Source organism: Sulfurisphaera sp. (assembly GCF_059755235.1).
Map to the genome: position 1 here is coordinate 17056 of NZ_DBPRYF010000027.1, position 18454 is coordinate 35509.

Here is an 18454-nt window from a genome sequence, read left to right on the forward strand (position 1 = left end):
TTATGTAAAAACAACTTCCTATCTTCTTTATAATGTTTTTATTTCATCTAATGCTTTTTTAATTTCTTCAACGCTGCTCTTATCTTCTAAAGTACTCAGATCACCATGATTTTCGTTCGTAATTAAAGCTCTTAGCACTCTTCTCATTATTTTCCCTGTCCTTGTGTGGGGAAGTTTATTAACCAAAACAACTTCTTTTATATCCACGATTTTCCCAAGTTCATTTCTGACCTTCTCTAATATTTTCTCCCTCACTTTTCCATAGTCAGTAACTCCGTCTTTAGGTACTGCAAATATAACTACTCTACTCCCCTTAACCTCATCTGGTATTGCTATTACTACAACTTCAGCAACCTCATCTATATGTGCTACTTCTTCTATTTCTCCTACTCCAAGTCTATGTCCAGCTATTTTTATTACGTCATCAGTCCTACCTAAAATATACAAGTAGCCATCCGAATCTTTATAACCAAAGTCCCCAGTGAGGTAGTAACCAAACCTCTCATAGTACTTCAAGTATCTGTCATCGTTCCACAGACTTGTCATGAAAGCGGGTGATGGAGTCTTTATTATAATATTTCCAGCCTTACCCGGTGGTAATGGATTTCCTTCCTCATCAACTATATCAATGTCTATGCTAGGTAAAGGTAGGCCAACAGAACCTTTCTTTATTGTTAAAAACCCTTGTAGCATACCACCTGGGGAGGCTATATAACCAGAATTCTCCGTTTGTCCCCATGTTTCAAATGTCATTACATATTTGTTTAACCAATCAAAGGCGTCTCCTCCAAGTATTTCACCAGCAGAAACAACCATTTTTAAGCTAGAAATGTCCTCCTCCGGGGTAATCCCTTCTTTCATCAACTGTCTTACTAGAGTAGGAGCTAACCAGATGTAGTTAACTTTGTACTTTTCAACTAATTCCCATATTCTCGTTGGTATTCCTTCATACCATAAAACAGTACCACCATTAAGCAAAGGACCATATGTACTGTAAGAATGTCCGTTTATCCAGCCAATATCTGGCGTGGAGAAGAAGACGCTGTTTGAAAAGTCAAACAACCATTTATTGTGGAAATAAGCCCAGACGGTATAAGATCCCATTGCATGTACAACGCCCTTAGGTTTACCAGTTGTGCCTGAAGTGTAAAGGATGAAAAGAGGGTCAGTGGAGTCAACTGGTTCAGCCTCAACATTAGGATAACCTTTTGAGATAAACTCTTCAAAATCAATGTCTCTACCCTCTGTATAGTTGCTTTTCCCTTCTCTATTAAGGACTACAACGTGATCAACTCTTGTCTCTTTTAACGCCTCATCTAACACACTCTTTAACTCTACACTCTTTCCGTTTATCCCTAGAGGGTGATTTTAGCTTTTTTAGGATGTTTTATATTGTTCCGTAACATCTCTAATTTCATTTCCTCTAGGGACTTCCGCCTCGCCCATAGTTTCTTCTCAATTACTATGGGGTCATGGGTGGCTTTCATCCCCAACGGCACGGGGGATACATGTAGGTTTAATTTATTCTCACCTAGGCTTGGAGCATTGCTCCCATCACCTAGGCGATATAAAATGTTGTAGACCGCTACTACATCTCTATGCCATATTTCACTACCAACTTTACATATTCCACGTCTGTCCTTTCCATACTCAATTTCAACGTGGTGGATGGGGCAAAGCTTAGAGGTGTACCTTGGATCAACATGGTATACGGGTACTCCTTGCTCTTTTGCCTTTTCTTCAATTGCGTTTTGCGTACCGTTAAATGAAGCTTGATAAATTCTATGTCTCAGCTCTTTGTCTTTTATATGTTTCAACATTTCATTAGCTACGTTTTCTCCAAGATCCTTTAACACAATCCCCTCTTGTCTTTCCTTTGCCTCCCTAACTAATATGTTGGCATTCTTATACCTTGTATCGTTCTTTTTCTTTCTCTCCTTTAACTTTTTCATTACCTTGTTTTTCTCTCTTGACTTTACTCCAAACTTGCGGTCATACCTCTTTTGTATTTACTTCCTTCTGTAGTAATAGCCTAAAACAGTTTTTCCCATATTAGTCTCGAACAAGTAAGCTTTCCCGCCAATTAACGCAGTAATGTTATTCTCATTGACGTCAACAGAAATGAATGAGGTTGGCTTGTACTCCTCAACCTCTTTTGTAAAAGTTAGATAGATCAGAAGTCTTTTGTTTCTTCTATCGATCTTGATCCTACACCCGCTCGATAAGACCCATCCACCGTTAATATATTTCCAGAACTGTTTATGAGGATCTATCTCAAGCTCAATCCGCCCTTTATGAGTTGAAATACTTAACGTGGTATATCCTTTCAAATCCCACAGATGGTCGTCTAACCAAATTGAAACGTTCCTTACCTCGGGATAGCTAGTGTATGCTCTTCCTTCCTCCTTCTTTTTCATAAAGCTTTTAGCCCTCTGAGTTGCGTCTTGAGAAGCAGTGTAAATATAATGTACGGGCATTTGAGGGAACTTTTTCGTCAGATCTTTGTAGTTATCTAATCTTAAACGTGCATGACTCTTTATCTTTTTATCGACAGCATATTTAACTAGGTATGACAACATCTCTTTATACTTCTCTTCAACCTCAGTGAAAATGCGGAGAATGGTAGAGTTAAGTTTAGCGTAAACTACTACAGTCCTACTTACTGTCGCCATTTTCTTCCTCAACCTCCTTCATTAGTTTCTTAACTCCTTCAACAAGTTTTTTCTTCCTTTGACTCCTTATACCGTATAATTTACTAGCAAAACTTGTAATAATGCTCATCAAATCTTCAACGAATTCTTGATATGCGTCTTTTGCCTCTTCACCTAGAACAGCCTCGATCCTCACGTTATACTGTTTGAAGAAGAACTCTAAGTACTCAAAGCCAAAACGTGTTAGTCTGTCCTTGTAAGTTATAACAACTACATCAACTTTTCTGTTAACTACGTAATCAAAGAGTTTTAACAATCCCTTTCTCTCAGTACTTAAGCTACTACCAACATCAGATAAAACGTCAACAACCTTGTAACCTTTAGCTGTACTGTATTCTGTTAAATAACTTACTTGCCTTTTTAAGTCCTCTTTCCGGTCACTGCTTGAAACTCTAGCATAAATTACTGCTCTAGTCTCGTTACTCTGTCTTATCCCTAAAAATCTTTCAACCTCACTGTAAGGTACTCTTATTCTCCCCATGGAAGTATAAATTACTTTTATTTTCCCTTCTCTAACGTATTGCTTAAAAGTTGGATATTTAATGCCAACAAGTTCGCAGAACTCCTTAGGCTTCAACAATCTTTCATTACTCATCCAGTTTCATCCTAATATATACAAAAGCATCCTTAAAAAGATTTCTGTTTCTCAACCCCTTCTGTAAGTAACGTCAGCTGTAAAGATAACTTTTGGTTTTGCACTCTCTATTCTATCTAACAGAGCTTTCTTACCAAAGCCAGAAAACACTACAGTGTGTATTGCTCCTATTCTAGCTGACGCTAGCATAACTTCCATAGCCTCCGGAACCATCGGCATATATAACATAACTCTGTCTCCTTTTCTAACTCCTAGGTCTTTTAATGACTTAGCAATTCTGTTAACTTCTCTATGAAGATCTTGATAGCTTAGTTCCTTAGAATCACCGTTTTCATTTTCCCAGATAAGCGCGACTTGTGTTTTTCTATCATGTAGCCATCTATCCACAGAGTTATAAGAGATGTTAATTTTCCCTCCTGCAAACCACCTATAGTCATGTGGAGACTTATAGTCAAGGACTTTGTCCCACTTCTTAAACCAGACTAGCTCTGAAGCAACTTTACTCCAAAATTCTTCTGGGTTTTGTATGCTGTCTCTCCACGTTTTCATGTACTGTTCCAGTGTCGTAAATTTTATGCTCACATGATAAGGTGTAAAAAGTAATTTATAAATATCAAGGAGATTATTATGAAAATGTTAATAAATAAGTTTACTAATTTTGTACTATGAAAAAGAGTTCCTTAATTCTATCCCTAATCTTCCTCCTATCTCTTTTGTCGCCAATTTTAGTACTACAAGCACAAACTATAGTTCAACCAATACAAATACATGGTTTCATGAAAATAGGGACTTTACCACAAAATCAAAACGTTGTTTTCACAGTTTATATACCATTAAAGAATCAAGGACTTCTGTATTATTATGCTCAAGCTGTCTCTAATCCTTCATCACCATTATATCACCACTTTCTCAGTAAAGAAGAAATTCAAAATCTCTTCTACCCTACTTCACAGTTTAACCAAGTTTTAAGCTATCTGAAGACTGAAGGATTTAACATTTTGCTTACTTCAGCAGATTCAGTTATAGTTGCAGAAGGTACGGTAGGTCAGATCGAAAGAGCTTTAGGTATTAACTATGCTGTTTACTCTAACGGTACATTAACTTACTACACCGTTTATGGAGTGCCAAAACTTGACGTTTACATAGTATCTGATAATCTATCCACATTATTTTTTAACCATCCGTCAACTTTATTAACTCAAAAAGATATACAGAAATTCTATCAATCTATTAATCAAACTTTTGCAATAGAGGCTTATTGGCCAACAGCTCTACAAAAAGTGTATAATTTAACGTGGTTATTTAACAAGGGATATGAAGGACAGAACTACACCATTGGAATATTAGACTTTTACGGTGACCCTTACATTGCCCAAGAATTAGCTTATTTCGATAAAGTAACTGGGTTACCAAATCCACCTAACTTCACTATTGTTCCAATCGGACCATATAATCCTAACCTAGGAATTGCTACCGGTTGGGCAGGGGAAATATCCTTAGATGTTGAAGTTGCTCACACAATGGCTCCAAAAGCAAATATAACGCTTTACATTGCAAACCCTAATTTACCTCTATCAGCTATAATTTCTTACATAGTGTCACAAGACAGAGTAGATACATTATCACAAAGTTTTAGCATACCAGAATCTTATTTATCTATGTTTGACGGACCATTATTTTACTCTTATATATACCTTACTGATGAATACTACGCAATGGGTGTAGCTGAAGGAATTACATTTCTTGCAAGTAGCGGAGATGCTGGTGGTAGCGGTTATAGTAACGGACCTATTGGAACTGTAGGTTATCCTTCAACATCACCATTTGTAATTTCTGTAGGAGGTACAACAACTTATATACAGTTCCCTAACGGTTCCTCTTTACAGACAGCTTGGTCAAACTACGGTTTTGTACCACCATTTGTAAATTACGGTGGTTCAACTGGTGGAGTAAGTATAGTGGAGCCTAAGCCATGGTATCAGTCAGCTTTAATCGCTCCAGCATCTTATCCAAGCGGTAGAGAAATTCCAGACCTCTCAGCGAACGCTAATGTGTTCCCTGGGATTTATATAATTTGTTCGGGCAATGTTACCTGCATAACGGGTGGGACTAGCGAAGCCTCTCCATTAACTGCGGGTGCCTTAGTTAGTGTGATGAGTTATGTTGGCCATAAACTTGGTTTAATTACTCCTACGTTGTATCAAATTGCTGAGAGTTCTTCTACATATGATAAAGTGTTTTACCCAATAACTTTTGGTTATATCATACCATGGACAGCAAGTTATGGCTATAACTTAGTAACTGGATGGGGTGCTCTTAACTTTGGAGAGTTTGCTACTGTTCTTTCTTCTCTCTCTCCTCCAAACCCCAGCTTTCCATTGTTGTAAACTTATTTAACCAGTCTGGCATTACACCAGAAGAATTTTACCCTGGACAGCAGATGCTAATAAGTGCCAACATAACTTATCAAGGTGTCCCCGTTGCTTCTGGTACATTCTTTGCCACCATAGAATCTGTAGAAGGTAATTTAACTACTGTAGCACTGTCTTATGATCCAACGGCTAAAGAATGGGTAGCAACAGTAACGTTACCTTCAAATGCTAACGGAATCCTCTTCGTATATGTATATGGAAGTTCTAACGGAATAAGCGGTTCTGGTTATTCTGAAACGTTTTCTGGGTACTATCTGACCTTCCTCTCTCCAATTACTGGAGCACCTTTTGATAGTAATATAACTCCGTTGATAGAGGCTTTTGCTACCAACATCTATGGAGAACCGGCACCACCAAACACAACGTTCTCTTTAACATTTTATAGTTACAATGTAACTACTAACATATATGCAGATATAGGAAGTTCAACATTATCATATAATCCAACTACTGGACTGTGGGTTGGATCATTACAGTCATTACCTAGCGGAGTTATACTAGCTGAGGCTAACAACGCTTATGGTTTCGTTGCATTTATGAACGGAATTTACTTACAAAACATGTTTATCTTACCAGATGTAGTAGTGGAGCCTGGTGCTGTAGGAGAAGGTCAGTATATAATTATTCAAGGACAACCACAACCACCAACTGGGCTTTTATTTATTTCTCCGTCTACATATGTAAATATGCTCTACGGTACTAATATCACTGCTTATCTTCTTAACCCAGCCGGTAAGGTAATCAGTAGTGCAAGAGTGTTATTGTCACCTAGCGGAATATATTTAGGATATTTGAAAGTACCAACTGGAATTACACCCGGTCTGTATACAGTCTTGCTCAACGCTGTTTACTATAGCTATACGCTTGGTGAGTATGTTACTGGTCAATTCTTTGGTCAAATATATGTAAGTCCTTCAACAAGTGTTCCACAAATAAATACTGTGAAGTATGCCTATGAAGGACAGACAATACAAGTTTACGCAAACATAACTTATCCAAATGGGACAGAAGCAAAGTTTGGAATGTATTCTGCAACATTATATCCAACAATACTGTCGCCAAACTATAGCTATATAACAACTTTATTGCAAATACCGTTATGGTATAATCCATCGTTAAATCTGTGGGTGGGTAATGTCACCTTACCATCTTTATTATCTAGAGGTAATCTTACTTACTATGCTGTTACTTATTACGGTACGCCTTTCGATATTTATGTATCTGGAGTTTCTGCTGACGGAGTGCCAACAACAACTAATATTTCCGCTCAACAAGAGTTCTATGTGCTTCCGTATACTCAAGTGCAGGGTCAAACAATTGACGCTGGTTTAACCTATAACGCCTACTTAAAGAATGATGTAATAGTAGGTAACGTCACTCTAATAAACGACGTTTTGGAGAATGTAACAATAAAAGGACATGTTACCATAGCCAACTCTAACGTTACATCTATAACAGTAAAAGATGGTTCTGTTTACATAGTAAATTCACAAGTTTCTTCAATTACTGCCATTAACTCCTCTGTGTCTCTTGTGGATACTTCTGCGAAATATGTAAACTTAACGTCTTCTACAATAAGTTTAGTTAACTCGAAAGTTATTAGTATATCTCCTTCATTGCCTATTGTAACTATTTCATCACCAACTCCAAATAGCAACGTCACTGGGACATTAACAATATCTTATTCAGTTTCTGGTAATGACATTTCCGCAGTTAAGATATTCTTAAACGGTAAACTATTAACTACTTCGTCATCAACAACAAGCAGTTATACAATTAATACTGCGTCTTATCCAGATGGGACTTACAACATAACAGTTGAGGCTATCCAGACTGATGGGTTATCCAATAGCACAAGTGTGTTAGTTAACTTTGCGAATCAAGTTTCTTCTTTAAGCACACAGCTACACTCTTACGTTTCTGCTATAAACTCGAGTATCTCTTCAACATCATCCTCGCTAAACAACAAACTGTCCACTGTGCAGTCTTACGCTTTAGTTGGAATTATACTAGCTGTAATAGGTATAATAATTGGTATAATAGCATTGGCAAGAAGGAGATAAAGTTAGTATTATTTTTTAGTAATTTTTAATTTTGTTAGAAATCATCAGTTCAGAAAGGTAATAAGAAACGTTTTTTAGTATTTTGTTATTAGTAACTAAGGGTAAATTGTGAGAATCTTAAACATCAAATAATAGAAATCCCAAATTTAAAGGTAAGAGAAAAAGAAATGAAAGAAAGGGTACGTAGCCTTATGAGAAACAATTATAATGCCTTCAACCTCTTCACTTATCACTACTTAACCAGCCACTTCAGTGTTTTATCATGAAGCGCTTTTCTCATTGGGAAAAAGTATTTAAGAAGATAAGAGATAAAGCCAGATAAATGAGTTACATATTTCAAGGCCTACAAGGTTACTTAACTTTATTAATGCTAATGACAGGAGAAGGCATTGGTCTACCAATACCTAGCGAAGTGATAATGCCCTACGTAGGTTACTCAGCTTACTTAGGAGGTATTTCGCTTTATTTGGGATTTCTTGTTGGTACTTTAGGAAGCTTCATAGGTTCATTAATAGCATATTTTATAGGTTACAAGCTAGGATATCCATTCTTAAGGAAATACGGCAAATACGTTCTAATAGATTCTAATAGACTTGATAGACTCCATCAATGGTTCTTAAAATATGGAGATCCAGCAGTTTTTGGCTTTAGGTTTGTACCAGAGTTAAGAGCACTAATATCTTATCCTGCTGGAGTAGCTGAAATGAGTCTATCGCGTTTCTCTCTGTTTACAATATTAGGGCATGGGATTTGGGATCTTTCTCTCTCAATCTTAGGATATTATCTTCATAACCAAATAGATTATGTTATAAGCTTAGCAGAAAAGTTTGGGGTTTATGCTCTTGGGATCACTTTACTCCTCGTAATAGCTTACGTAATATGGAGAATTAAAGGTAAAAAGTAAAAAAGACGAGGTTTCTCTTTTTATTCCCTTTCTTCCTTCTTTTTATTCTTTCAATCGTGAGGATACACCAATTACGTAAAATACTATTGCTAAGACAGCAACCATTGCAGTACTATAATAGAAATTGATAATATTTAACGCACCATCACTACCTACATATGTCATTATTAAAAGGGATGCAATATATCCAATGTACCACAAAGCGTTTTTAACATTCTCTTTAATTTTGTATATCACAGAAAACACAATACTTATGATTGTCAGCAAGAGAACCGCATAAGGCACTGATGGCCATCCACTCCAGAATATTATAAGAGAAGCAAATATGAAAGCAAGAGGAGCAAATACTTCGCTGAACGGAATAAACTCCTTTAGTTTTCCTTGTTTCTTCAATGAAACTAAGGCTACTGGTGCAGCTGAAAATCCAATATAACCAGCTACTACAGAATCAGAGATTAATCCATATATCGTGGGAACTGGTGCTGAGAGGTACACAACAAGGGCACTAACTATAGCAAAAATTATCAAAGCCCACAAAGGCACTGAATATTCATTAAGCTCTTTCATTTTCTCAGTTATGTATTTTGACCTTGCCATAGCGAACAGAATTCTCATTCCTCCTCCCATGTATATGTAACCAGTAACGAAGGGACCAATAACTCCAATAATTATAGTAAGTAAGAGCAAGAGAGAAGGAGCATTGCTAGTACTAGCAATCTCTATGAAAGGATTCCCGGGTATACTCGATAAAGAAGTCCAATTACCAGGGGTAAACCCTAGACCTTTCCAGTCTATTGATGCAACAAACGCAACTGCAAACAAAACGTAGATCAGTGTTTGACCAACTACTGTGTATATAATTGCTTTATCTAAGACCTTGTGGTCTTTTACTTCTTCTGCATAATCTGGAATAACTCTGATACCTCCAAATGCAAACATAGCTAATGGTATTGCAGAAAAAATACCTAGAATGCCAAATGGTGCAAAACCTCCATAAGCTGTGAAGTTCTGTGGATGGTAAAACAGAAAGAGAAAGCCAAAAGCTACCGCTAAATACAGAAGAAGCTTTATTATACCTATAGTTGTCGTTGACTGACCAAAAAATTTCACCGAGAAATAGTTAAATGGCACAAAAAGCAGTGTTATTAAAATGCCAAGTAGAGCGCCAAAAGTAGTTGGTGTACCCGCTTGGCTTATAAGGACAAGATGAGGAGAAGTGAATAAGTTTAAGCCATAAACCACTGCTATTGCCTCAATTGGTGGGATAAATATATACCAGATTAGATCAGAAAAAGCATTTATCATGTTTGTTACTCTTCCATGTGAGTAGATAGAATACCTCGAGGGACCTCCAGCTTCTGGGTAGTTAAGACTTAACTGAACGTATGTAAGTCCTATAAAAAAGTAGAATATCCCTCCTAATATCCACGATAAAATGAGTGCAGGGCCAGCAGATGCAGCCATACCAGCAGAACTAAATAATGCTCCAGTACCCACTGCACCAGCTACTCCAATAACTACTAAGTTTAATAAAGAAAGCTCTTTCCTTAATTCCTTTTTTCCTTTATCCATGTTCACATTAACAGTTTATCTTACATATAAACTTTATTTTGTGCAACTTTTTCCCTCTATTTCTATCTACTCCGAGTAATGTTTAAATTTTATAAAGAGATTATTAACTCAAAAATAAACTATTAACTTTATCTATTATGTTTAATAAATATTGTTATGCTAACTATTTCAACTGTGATAGGCCCAGTGTCTTATCCAATAATAACATCAACTATGAAAAGGCATGACGTGAAAATCTACTTTGATGAGAGAGAAGCCGATGTCTATCTAAATGCCGTTCCCGCTCTAGGAAAAGTGGATTACTTCTTAGTATCAAAAATGCTTCTAATAACACCTAAGTTAGGTAATAAAATAGCAGTTTGGAAGAAAGGGAGTGCAAACGATTTGCTACTTCAACTCCTCTTTAAGTTATATTCGCTAAACCCTGAAGTTGTATACGTAGATAATCCTAATGAAGTTTACAAACTTTATTCCTCTGGTGTAGTCGACTCTGCTATGGTAACAGTAGGTATGGCATCAGAAGGTTTATATGTTGAAGACCTGTTCAGAAATAAGGGATTTGACTTACCCGGGATATGTGGAGCAAAAGTAATAAGGAATGGAGATGACTTTGAGTCAGCTTATCAAGAAGGAATTGATTTATTTAAGGAAAACCCAGAAGAGGTCTCTGAATACGTAATGGACAATTTGCCAATTATGAGACCTTCAACTTTCATAAGGAAGATAATGGAGACAGCAGTTTATGAAGTAAAAAGGACAAGCTTTGACTTTGAAGCTTTTAAGGAGAGAGTGCTTAGTTCTGTTAATGAAACTCCTTTCAATGACAAAGGACGAGATTAAAAAAGACATGATAGCTTTAATTCCAATAGGAAGCATTGAGCAACACGGTCCCCATTTGCCAATGGGTACTGATTCTATAATAGCTGAAGAAGTTAGTAAGAAGGTAGAGGAAGTCTTGAGGGACAGAGTTGTTCTTTTCCCAACAATTTACTTCACATGCTCTCTTGAACATTCTGGATTTCCTTATTTTGGTGTCTCTTATATGACCTTGTTTAATTATCTCCTTGATTTACTGAATAAAGTGAAAGAGTACTTTCGCTCTGCCGTAATAATAAATGCACATGGAGGGAATTTATCACTTCTTGACCTAGTTAGAAGGCAGATAAACTTCACTGGCAACTTCAAAGTTTATATTTTCAATGTAAATCAGTTTTACAAGAAAGATTTACATGCTGGCAGTGTCGAGTCTTCTATCATAAAGTTCACTGATCCAAAGCTTGTTAGAGAGGAAAGGCTAAAAGGAGTTGGCTACGAAGTAAAAAACGGAGTATTCGAGACTATTACCACTGCTCAGGCTAATCCCTATGGGATAATTAACTTAGATGGGGAAGTAAAAATAGATGCAAAAGTAGGTAAGGAAGTGATTAACCGAGTTGTTGATGAAGTCGTTAGTTTAATTAACTCGATAACTTCTTAGCTAATTCTTTTCCTTTTTCAGTCAAAACATATCTTCCTTTAACCTTTTTTATAACTCCTTCTTTTTCTAAATCGCTCAGTTCCCTCTTTAGAGCGTCAGTTGAAATATTTATTTGATCTTTTATATCCTTGAAGAGTGCTGGTCTCTCGAGCGAGTACATCATTGAGACGATCTTATCTTTTATTTCACTTAACACAGTAAGCTTTCTATTTTGATATTTAAAAATATGGTTTTAAGCCGAAAAATTCATAGTTAAACTTTTTTATGAATAGAGAGAGATAAGGTTATGGCTTGGTTCAACCCTGAAGAGTTAAAAAAATACATAAGGAAAGATAACTCAGTTCTAGTAGTATGGGATGTACAAGAAGCATTAGTTAACAGCATTTTCAATAAAGATGAATTCCTACAGAAACTGAAGGAGCTGATCTCTGCAGCTAGACAATACAACGTGCCAATAGTTTATACGAAGATTACACCATATCCAGAAAGGTTTCAAAATCCGGCTTTCAGAAGGTCTTTCAATCCAGGGGACATAGTGAAAGATGTTTATCCTCAACAAGGTGATGTGGTACTTAACAAGAACACTCCAAGCATTTTCGTTGGTACTAACTTTGAACTAATGTTAAGGAATGTAGGGATAACAACTATCGTTTTTACGGGGATTGCTACTGATTTTGGAGTTGAGACTTCAGCTAGACATGCTCATGCTTTAGGTTTTATGCCAGTAATAGCTAAAGAAGCAGTGTCATCAACTGACAAAGAAGCACATGAGAGAAGCTTAGCTAACATGCATAGGTTAATGCTTGTACTCAATAATAAAGAGATTATTGAAAGGTGGAGTAGTTAATTGAATTAATGTTTTTTCTTACTCATAATACGTTTAAGAAATACTTAGTTAAGGATTGTGAGAACTTACCCAAACTCCAGCCTTTTTATTCCACTGGGCATATACCCGGACAGAGATGTGAAACCAGACACATCAATATCTTTCAGTTTCATTATCACAACTTTCCCTAACAGACCTCCTAAGTCTATAACTTTCCCAGGCTCATCATCCACTGGTATTACCCTAACCCCTAAAGTCTTGTTTAGCATTATCCCTAAAGCTAAAACGTCACTAATCAGCCCTACTACTTTGTCCTTCCCTTGTTTTTTACTTACCCCTACCATGTCTATACCAGTGTTGCAGACTGCTGAAAGCGAAAGAAGTGTAAAGAAATCTATGGAACCGTCTAAAGCCCTTTGGCTCATGACAGAATCTTCACTAACTGGGATGAAAGCACCGCTAAGACCGCCAACTGAAGAAGTCGCCATTGCTCCACCTTTCTTTACGGCATCAATCAAAAGTGCTAAAGCCATTAAGCTCCCATGCCCTCCCATTTTAGAAATCCCCATAGCCTCTATAATTCCTGCAACACTATCTCCTACTTTTGGTGAAGGGGCTAAAGAAAGATCAACAATACCAAATTGCACTCCAAGTTCTTTGGAAACAGCCTTTCCAATTAGTTCTCCAAGCCTTGTTATTTTAAAGGCAGTTCTCTTTATTAAATCATGTAACTCTTGTAAGGTCTTGGGTTTGTTTCTTTTTATTACTCCCTCAATTACACCCGGACCACTAACGGCAATGTTTATCATAGCATCTGGCATTCCTAAGCCATGATGAGCCGAAGGGACAAAAGGAGAATCTGGAGGAACATTACTCATTATAGCTACCCTAGATGAAGCTTCTGGTTTCATCTCAAATAGCTGATCAACAAACATCTTTATTGCATCAATGTTTACCCCTCCCATTGTTGATCCAGCATTTATCATGCCAGAAAGTCTTGAAGTAGAGTTCAGAACTGCTGAGAGGAAGGAGATGACCACATTCCCCCCCTTACTTACTCCTCTATCTACAAAGGCTGAATAACCGCTGATGTAGTCAATCTGGTTGTTTAATGCTATCAAGTCTAGTTCTTTAGCTATGTCCATTGCATGAGGTGAAGGTAATACTTCAAAGAGGAACTGTAAAGGGGAAATTGCAATCCTTTTTGTTACAATTTTAACTCCAAACTTCTCTCCTACTGCATCAACTGTTTCTGAAAATTTTTTAGCTAATGGTTCTAACCCCCTAATTTTATCTATTACTTTTTTTGGGTCGTCTGAGATAACGTTATTTGTATTAATACTCAAAGTAACAGACCTTATATCTAGATCTTCTTCACTTAACATCTGATGTACTTCTATTATTTCATCAACGCTATACTTCATTTAAACCCTCTCCATGTACTTGAACACTTCCTCATGATACACGCTTACCTCTACATTTAGGTCTTTTCCTCTCTTTTGCAACTCTTCTCTCAACTTAGGTAAGGAAAGTTTGCTTTGGGAAATATCTACAATCATTATCATGGCAAAAACTCCCCTTAACACTGTCTGTGAGATGTCAATAATGTTAACGTTATTTTGAGCTAAGATAGAAGTTATTCCAGCAACTATTCCAGGTTTATCAGCACCAACAACTACTATTACTGCATTTTCCATAATTTTAGATAAAATGAGAGTAATATAAGCTTCTCTTTTGCAAAAGAGAAGTAGCAATAACACCAACTTCATACTGTTTTATCTGTTTTAACAACTGTTCAAAAGATTTTTAATTAACTGGATCTTCTATTTTTATATGAAAGGATATTATTTATTTCCGGATATAAAAGAAAATTCTATAGCTTTTACATCAGAAAGCCTCGCTCTTTAGAGCGGGGATGAGAGAGTTTAAATATTAACAAAATAGGCTATTTTTGTGACTAGGTCAACTGGATTTCAAGTCTCAGTTCAGATGAAAGTTGCACCTAGCCATGAGGTTAAACACCTTGCCTACTTGTACACTAGGGCTAAACAACTCATTGTTAATTGGCTAGTTGAAACTAAGCCTAGCTTCAAGAGTGAGAAAGAACTATATAACATAATCCACCATGAATGGTATGAAAAGTTAAAGCAAATAGGATTAAAATCACGCTTAGCCGAGGACTGCTATAGGGATGCTGCAAATGTATATACATCGTGGTTAGGAAACCCCAACAAAAACAAATCAAAACCTAGAGTAAAGAGTGTATCAGTAATCTTAACGCCAAAACTGTCATATAATCTGAATTTGAAGAGGATGAGACTTAGCATCTTAGGTTACAGAACACCAATCTTAGGCTATTCGAGGACATTGTCGTTATACAAGGACTGGAAGATAGCTGAAGCCAAAATGGTTAAGAGAGGAAAAGATTGGTTTTTATTTATCACTTTTAGAAAAAAGGAAGAGAAGAGGAAAAAAGCAAAGAAAGAAGGATTAACAAATGAAAGCAAAAATAAGGATAAAGAGGAAAGAGAGAGGAAGGGAAAGAAAGAAGAGTTTAAGGTAACTGGTATAGTAGCAGTAGACATTAATCAAGACTTTCTTACTGTTGGTAATGACAAACAGATAATCGAAATACCAACCCGTTTAGATGATGTATATCATTACGTGGATGAGGCTAAAAAGTTACAAGAGAGATATCCTACAAAATGGAGATATTCCAAAAAGATACTTAACAGAATTGCTCATTTCTTCAGAAGGGAGAGGAACACCTTAATTGATTTTGCTAAGAAAGTTGGTAGATGGATAGTAGATATTGCTTTACTGTTAAAAGCTAACGTTATAGTGTTAGAGGAACTAAACAAAATGATTAAGCACGTTGGCAATTTATGGAAAAACTATAGACTGAAGTTATACCTTATGCAGTATAGCAGAATACAAAAATGGATAGAGTGGCAAGCAAAAAAACACGGTTTGAAGGTGATCAAGGTTAATCCTGCATACTCTTCAACAACTTGTCCTAAGTGTGGTACATTAATGAAAGAGAGTGATTATAGGACTTTTCGTTGTCCAAATTGTGGCTTTAAAGAAAACCGTGATTATATAGCTGTCCGCAACTTGCATGGGAGGGGTCTTCTGCACCTCTCGACTGCTCACGGAGTGAAGGGTGGGAAAGACCACTCAGACCGTGAGAACCCTCGCTCTTAAGAGCGGGGGGAAGTCAGAGAGACTGGGTAGAGAGAAACAGAAGATATGTACACGAGAAGACTAAGGACAGGATAGGCTATGTGCACATTCCAGATATGATGTATCAAGGTTTTAGCGAGTTTTATAGGCTCTTCCTATCAGAATTTGACGAAGAAGGATTAATTGTTGATGCTAGATTTAACCGTGGCGGTTTTATTTCTGGTTTAATACTTCAAAGACTCTTGTTAAAGAGGTCTGGCTATACAGTGCCTAGGAATGGTAAGCCAATTCCAGAGCCTTATTTCTCTTCGCCGAATGTAATGGTGGAAGTAGTAAATGAATATGCTGGATCTGATGGAGATATTTTCACCTATCTGTTTAAGAAGTTCAAGCTAGGCCCGGTAATAGGGAGAAGGACTTGGGGTGGAGTAATAGGGATTTCACCAAGAATAAGGCTTGTTGACAAAACCCAAGTTACTCAGCCAGAATATGCCGTACATTTTGATGATATAGGTCTTGGAATTGAAAATCGTGGTGTTGATCCAGATATTGAAGTAGATATACCTCCAAGTAGTCAAGGAGATCCTCAGCTTGATAAAGCGATAGAACTCATATTAGAAATGTTAGAGAACTACAAGAACAAAAATAACTTTTAAGTTATGAACTTAGTTTTAGTCGTTAAATTCAATAAATTATGAAAAGTAAAAAATAGAGTTTCACTCTTTGAATTTGATTCTTTTTTATCTCAGTCCACAAAGTTTAATCTTTTTCTTCAAACTGTTCTTGCATACAAATAATTTTAAATTTCTTTGGTTTTTGTAAACTTATACTTTAACAACTTATAACTAAACAAACCATTTCTGCTTCCCTTCCCTGTTTTAGATTTAAATTGGGATTCAAAAGTTTAAATGTTCTTCCTTTTACTTAGTTATGTAAATTCTTATACAAATGGCAAGGATTCTTGTTATTACACAGAAAGTAATTTTTTAAGCGCCTACAATACGTTTATAGTATGGAGAAGTCACATCCTTTCATAAGGGAAAGCTCTGGCTTAATAAAACAAGTGAGCTTTCTTGACGCAGTAATGCTAAATCTTGGTAATATGTCCGCTGGTCTAGCATTATTCACATCAATAACCCCCTATGTTTTGGCAGGGTCTAATTTACTCGTAGCTACATTAATAGCATTTCTCTTGGCTTTACCTCAAGCTTACGTCTATTCCTACTTTACGACAAAAATACCAAGGACTGGTGGAGACTACGTATGGGTATCTAGAAGTCTACACGGCAGTGTTGGTGCTATAATGGCACTTATCTTATCAGTACAGTCGCTATCTTATCTGGCCTTAACTGTGTTTTTCGCTTCACAAGCGATACAAACAGTATTTAGTGAAATTGGTTTAATGAACGACAATCAAGGACTAGCAAATATTGGAAACGAATTGGCACAACCTATTCCCTCATTTATTCTTGCTTTAGTAGTATTTGGTGTAATTATAGGAATAAACGTGGTTAAGGCTAGATGGGGCTTTTCTTTAGTGAGTGGTCTTGGTATATTTTCTATAGCAACTACGATAGTTGCTTTGTTTGTCATTTTAGCTAATGTTGGTGATTTTGTAACAAAAACATCCGCAATGATTACTCTTATGGGTGGTACTGTAGCTAAATATCAAGGGCCGATATTCGACTGGGAAGCAACACTGTTCATGTTACCATTCCTAGCACTTTTCACTTTCCCGTGGATGCAAGCAGGTGCGGCTGTGTCAGCGGAAATTAAAGGAAAAAGATCACTTAAGTACAACATGTATTATGGTATTATAATAACTCTCATTTTGGTTATGGCTGGTTACGGTATAATGTATTATGCTGGTGGCTATGAATATACTACTGCCCAATACATTCACAACGGGTATATTTTCACTTTTTGGACAGCTGCTATTAGTTTATCTGGTAATGAAATTCTGCAGTGGATAATAGGACTTGGATTAATAGCATGGGAGTTCTTCGTATTATCTTACGGTGTCGTAGTTTTCGCTAGATACATATTTGCTTTAGCTTTCGATAGAGTATTACCATCTGTATTTACTTATGTGACAAAAAAAGGTAGTCCAGTGTTCACTCACTTGTTAGACTTAGCTGTTACCGGTCTCTTACTTGGAGTTATAGTGTTCCTTGGATCACAAAACGCGTCGTCACTATATGGTACAATAATCCTTGGATCGTTATATTTCCTTGTAGTTGGTATCGCTGGATTTGTGCATTCAATAAGATTTAATGTTAAGAGTCTTCTTCTTCCAGCATTAGTAGTGATCGGATATTTTGGTTATCTGACATACATTTCAGCTACAAATCCAGACTTTGGGTTTGTAGGGAGCAATGGTCTACCAAACCCAATAACGTTAACATTTGTAATCGGGACTATAGTATTTTCAGTAGCGGTGTATATAGTATCCTTGCTATATAATAGAAGAAAAGGTATCGATTTAGGTATAATCTATAAGGAAATCCCACCAGAGTAATTTTTCGGATGCCATTGATGTCAACAACTATATTGAACTATCCGTGATAAGTGTTGTTTGTAGTGATGAAGCCTACGTTGAAAAAAGTCTAAGTTTATTTTTCGAGGGAAAATCCATTTTATGTAAAGTCTCTATAAATGTAAACTAATTCAACTAAAAAATCAATATTAATG

15 protein-coding genes and 2 pseudogenes are annotated in these 18454 nt (G+C 36.5%); 8 read left to right on the plus strand and 9 right to left on the minus strand.

The window, feature by feature from the left end; genetic code table 11:
• Nucleotides 1-27: 27 nt before the first annotated feature.
• From AC3OCB_RS03535 to AC3OCB_RS03555, 5 genes are read right to left on the minus strand one after another with little or no spacing between them, the layout of a single operon-like run.
• Complete coding sequence (locus AC3OCB_RS03535; protein ID WP_498340831.1) at nucleotides 28-1323, minus strand: acetate--CoA ligase; 1296 nt, start codon at nucleotides 1321-1323, stop codon at nucleotides 28-30.
• A gap of 32 nt (nucleotides 1324-1355) precedes the next feature.
• Complete coding sequence (locus tag AC3OCB_RS03540) at nucleotides 1356-1952, minus strand: transposase (protein WP_498340832.1); 597 nt, start codon at nucleotides 1950-1952, stop codon at nucleotides 1356-1358.
• 57 nt (nucleotides 1953-2009) lie between these two features.
• Complete coding sequence (locus AC3OCB_RS03545; RefSeq protein WP_498340833.1) at nucleotides 2010-2672, minus strand: hypothetical protein; 663 nt, start codon at nucleotides 2670-2672, stop codon at nucleotides 2010-2012.
• The gene (locus AC3OCB_RS03550) at nucleotides 2656-3306 is read right to left on the minus strand and encodes an IS607 family transposase (protein WP_498340834.1); all 651 of its coding nucleotides are present in this window, start codon (nucleotides 3304-3306) and stop codon (nucleotides 2656-2658) included. Before AC3OCB_RS03550 ends, AC3OCB_RS03545 begins: the two co-directional genes overlap by 17 nt.
• A gap of 51 nt (nucleotides 3307-3357) precedes the next feature.
• Entirely contained in the window at nucleotides 3358-3888 is a 531-nt protein-coding gene (locus tag AC3OCB_RS03555; RefSeq protein ID WP_498340835.1) for an AMP-binding protein, read from the minus strand.
• Between the two features lie 101 nt (nucleotides 3889-3989).
• Here AC3OCB_RS03555 and AC3OCB_RS03560 point away from each other — a divergent pair.
• Together AC3OCB_RS03560 and AC3OCB_RS03565 are read left to right on the plus strand one after the other, a co-directional pair.
• Nucleotides 3990-7801, plus strand: a pseudogene (locus tag AC3OCB_RS03560) (protease pro-enzyme activation domain-containing protein).
• A gap of 322 nt (nucleotides 7802-8123) precedes the next feature.
• Nucleotides 8124-8705, plus strand: coding sequence for a DedA family protein (locus tag AC3OCB_RS03565; protein WP_498340836.1), 582 nt, complete (start codon nucleotides 8124-8126; stop codon nucleotides 8703-8705).
• A gap of 42 nt (nucleotides 8706-8747) precedes the next feature.
• On the opposite strand, the gene AC3OCB_RS03570 is transcribed toward AC3OCB_RS03565, so the two are convergent.
• A complete protein-coding gene (locus tag AC3OCB_RS03570; RefSeq protein ID WP_498340837.1) occupies nucleotides 8748-10277 on the minus strand; it encodes an APC family permease in 1530 nt (509 codons plus the stop codon).
• Between the two features lie 156 nt (nucleotides 10278-10433).
• On the opposite strand from AC3OCB_RS03570, the gene AC3OCB_RS03575 reads away from it, so the two are divergent.
• Nucleotides 10434-11117 carry a DUF3834 domain-containing protein gene (locus AC3OCB_RS03575; RefSeq protein WP_498340839.1) on the plus strand — a complete coding sequence of 228 codons (684 nt, stop codon included), beginning with the start codon at nucleotides 10434-10436 and terminating at the stop codon, nucleotides 11115-11117.
• Complete coding sequence (locus AC3OCB_RS03580) at nucleotides 11083-11754, plus strand: creatininase family protein (RefSeq protein ID WP_498340840.1); 672 nt, start codon at nucleotides 11083-11085, stop codon at nucleotides 11752-11754. The genes AC3OCB_RS03575 and AC3OCB_RS03580 overlap by 35 nt, the downstream gene beginning before the upstream one ends.
• Here the strand turns inward: AC3OCB_RS03580 and AC3OCB_RS03585 are convergent.
• Entirely contained in the window at nucleotides 11735-11950 is a 216-nt protein-coding gene (locus AC3OCB_RS03585) for a winged helix-turn-helix domain-containing protein (RefSeq protein ID WP_498340841.1), read from the minus strand. The two genes, AC3OCB_RS03580 and AC3OCB_RS03585, sit on opposite strands and share 20 nt — an antisense overlap.
• A gap of 90 nt (nucleotides 11951-12040) precedes the next feature.
• Here AC3OCB_RS03585 and AC3OCB_RS03590 point away from each other — a divergent pair, with 90 nt between their 5' ends.
• Nucleotides 12041-12601 (plus strand): cysteine hydrolase family protein, encoded by a 561-nt coding sequence (locus tag AC3OCB_RS03590; protein WP_498340842.1) that lies wholly within the window; start codon nucleotides 12041-12043, stop codon nucleotides 12599-12601.
• 65 nt (nucleotides 12602-12666) lie between these two features.
• Here AC3OCB_RS03590 and AC3OCB_RS03595 read toward each other — a convergent pair whose 3' ends face one another.
• Together AC3OCB_RS03595 and AC3OCB_RS03600 are read right to left on the minus strand one after the other, a co-directional pair.
• A complete protein-coding gene (locus tag AC3OCB_RS03595; RefSeq protein WP_498340843.1) occupies nucleotides 12667-14004 on the minus strand; it encodes a DUF711 family protein in 1338 nt (445 codons plus the stop codon).
• Nucleotides 14005-14277 carry an ACT domain-containing protein gene (locus AC3OCB_RS03600; RefSeq protein WP_498340844.1) on the minus strand — a complete coding sequence of 91 codons (273 nt, stop codon included), beginning with the start codon at nucleotides 14275-14277 and terminating at the stop codon, nucleotides 14005-14007. It abuts the gene before it with no gap.
• Nucleotides 14278-14533: 256 nt separating this feature from the next.
• Here AC3OCB_RS03600 and AC3OCB_RS03605 point away from each other — a divergent pair, with 256 nt between their 5' ends.
• The 3 genes and pseudogenes from AC3OCB_RS03605 to AC3OCB_RS03615 all read left to right on the plus strand — a co-directional run bounded on the left by AC3OCB_RS03605 (nucleotide 14534) and on the right by AC3OCB_RS03615 (nucleotide 18281).
• Entirely contained in the window at nucleotides 14534-15784 is a 1251-nt protein-coding gene (locus AC3OCB_RS03605; protein WP_498340845.1) for an RNA-guided endonuclease TnpB family protein, read from the plus strand.
• Nucleotides 15785-15801: 17 nt separating this feature from the next.
• Nucleotides 15802-16419: pseudogene (locus AC3OCB_RS03610) on the plus strand (S41 family peptidase); the annotation flags it as partial.
• A gap of 356 nt (nucleotides 16420-16775) precedes the next feature.
• A complete protein-coding gene (locus AC3OCB_RS03615; RefSeq protein WP_498340846.1) occupies nucleotides 16776-18281 on the plus strand; it encodes an APC family permease in 1506 nt (501 codons plus the stop codon).
• The last annotated feature ends 173 nt before the right edge of the window (nucleotides 18282-18454 follow it).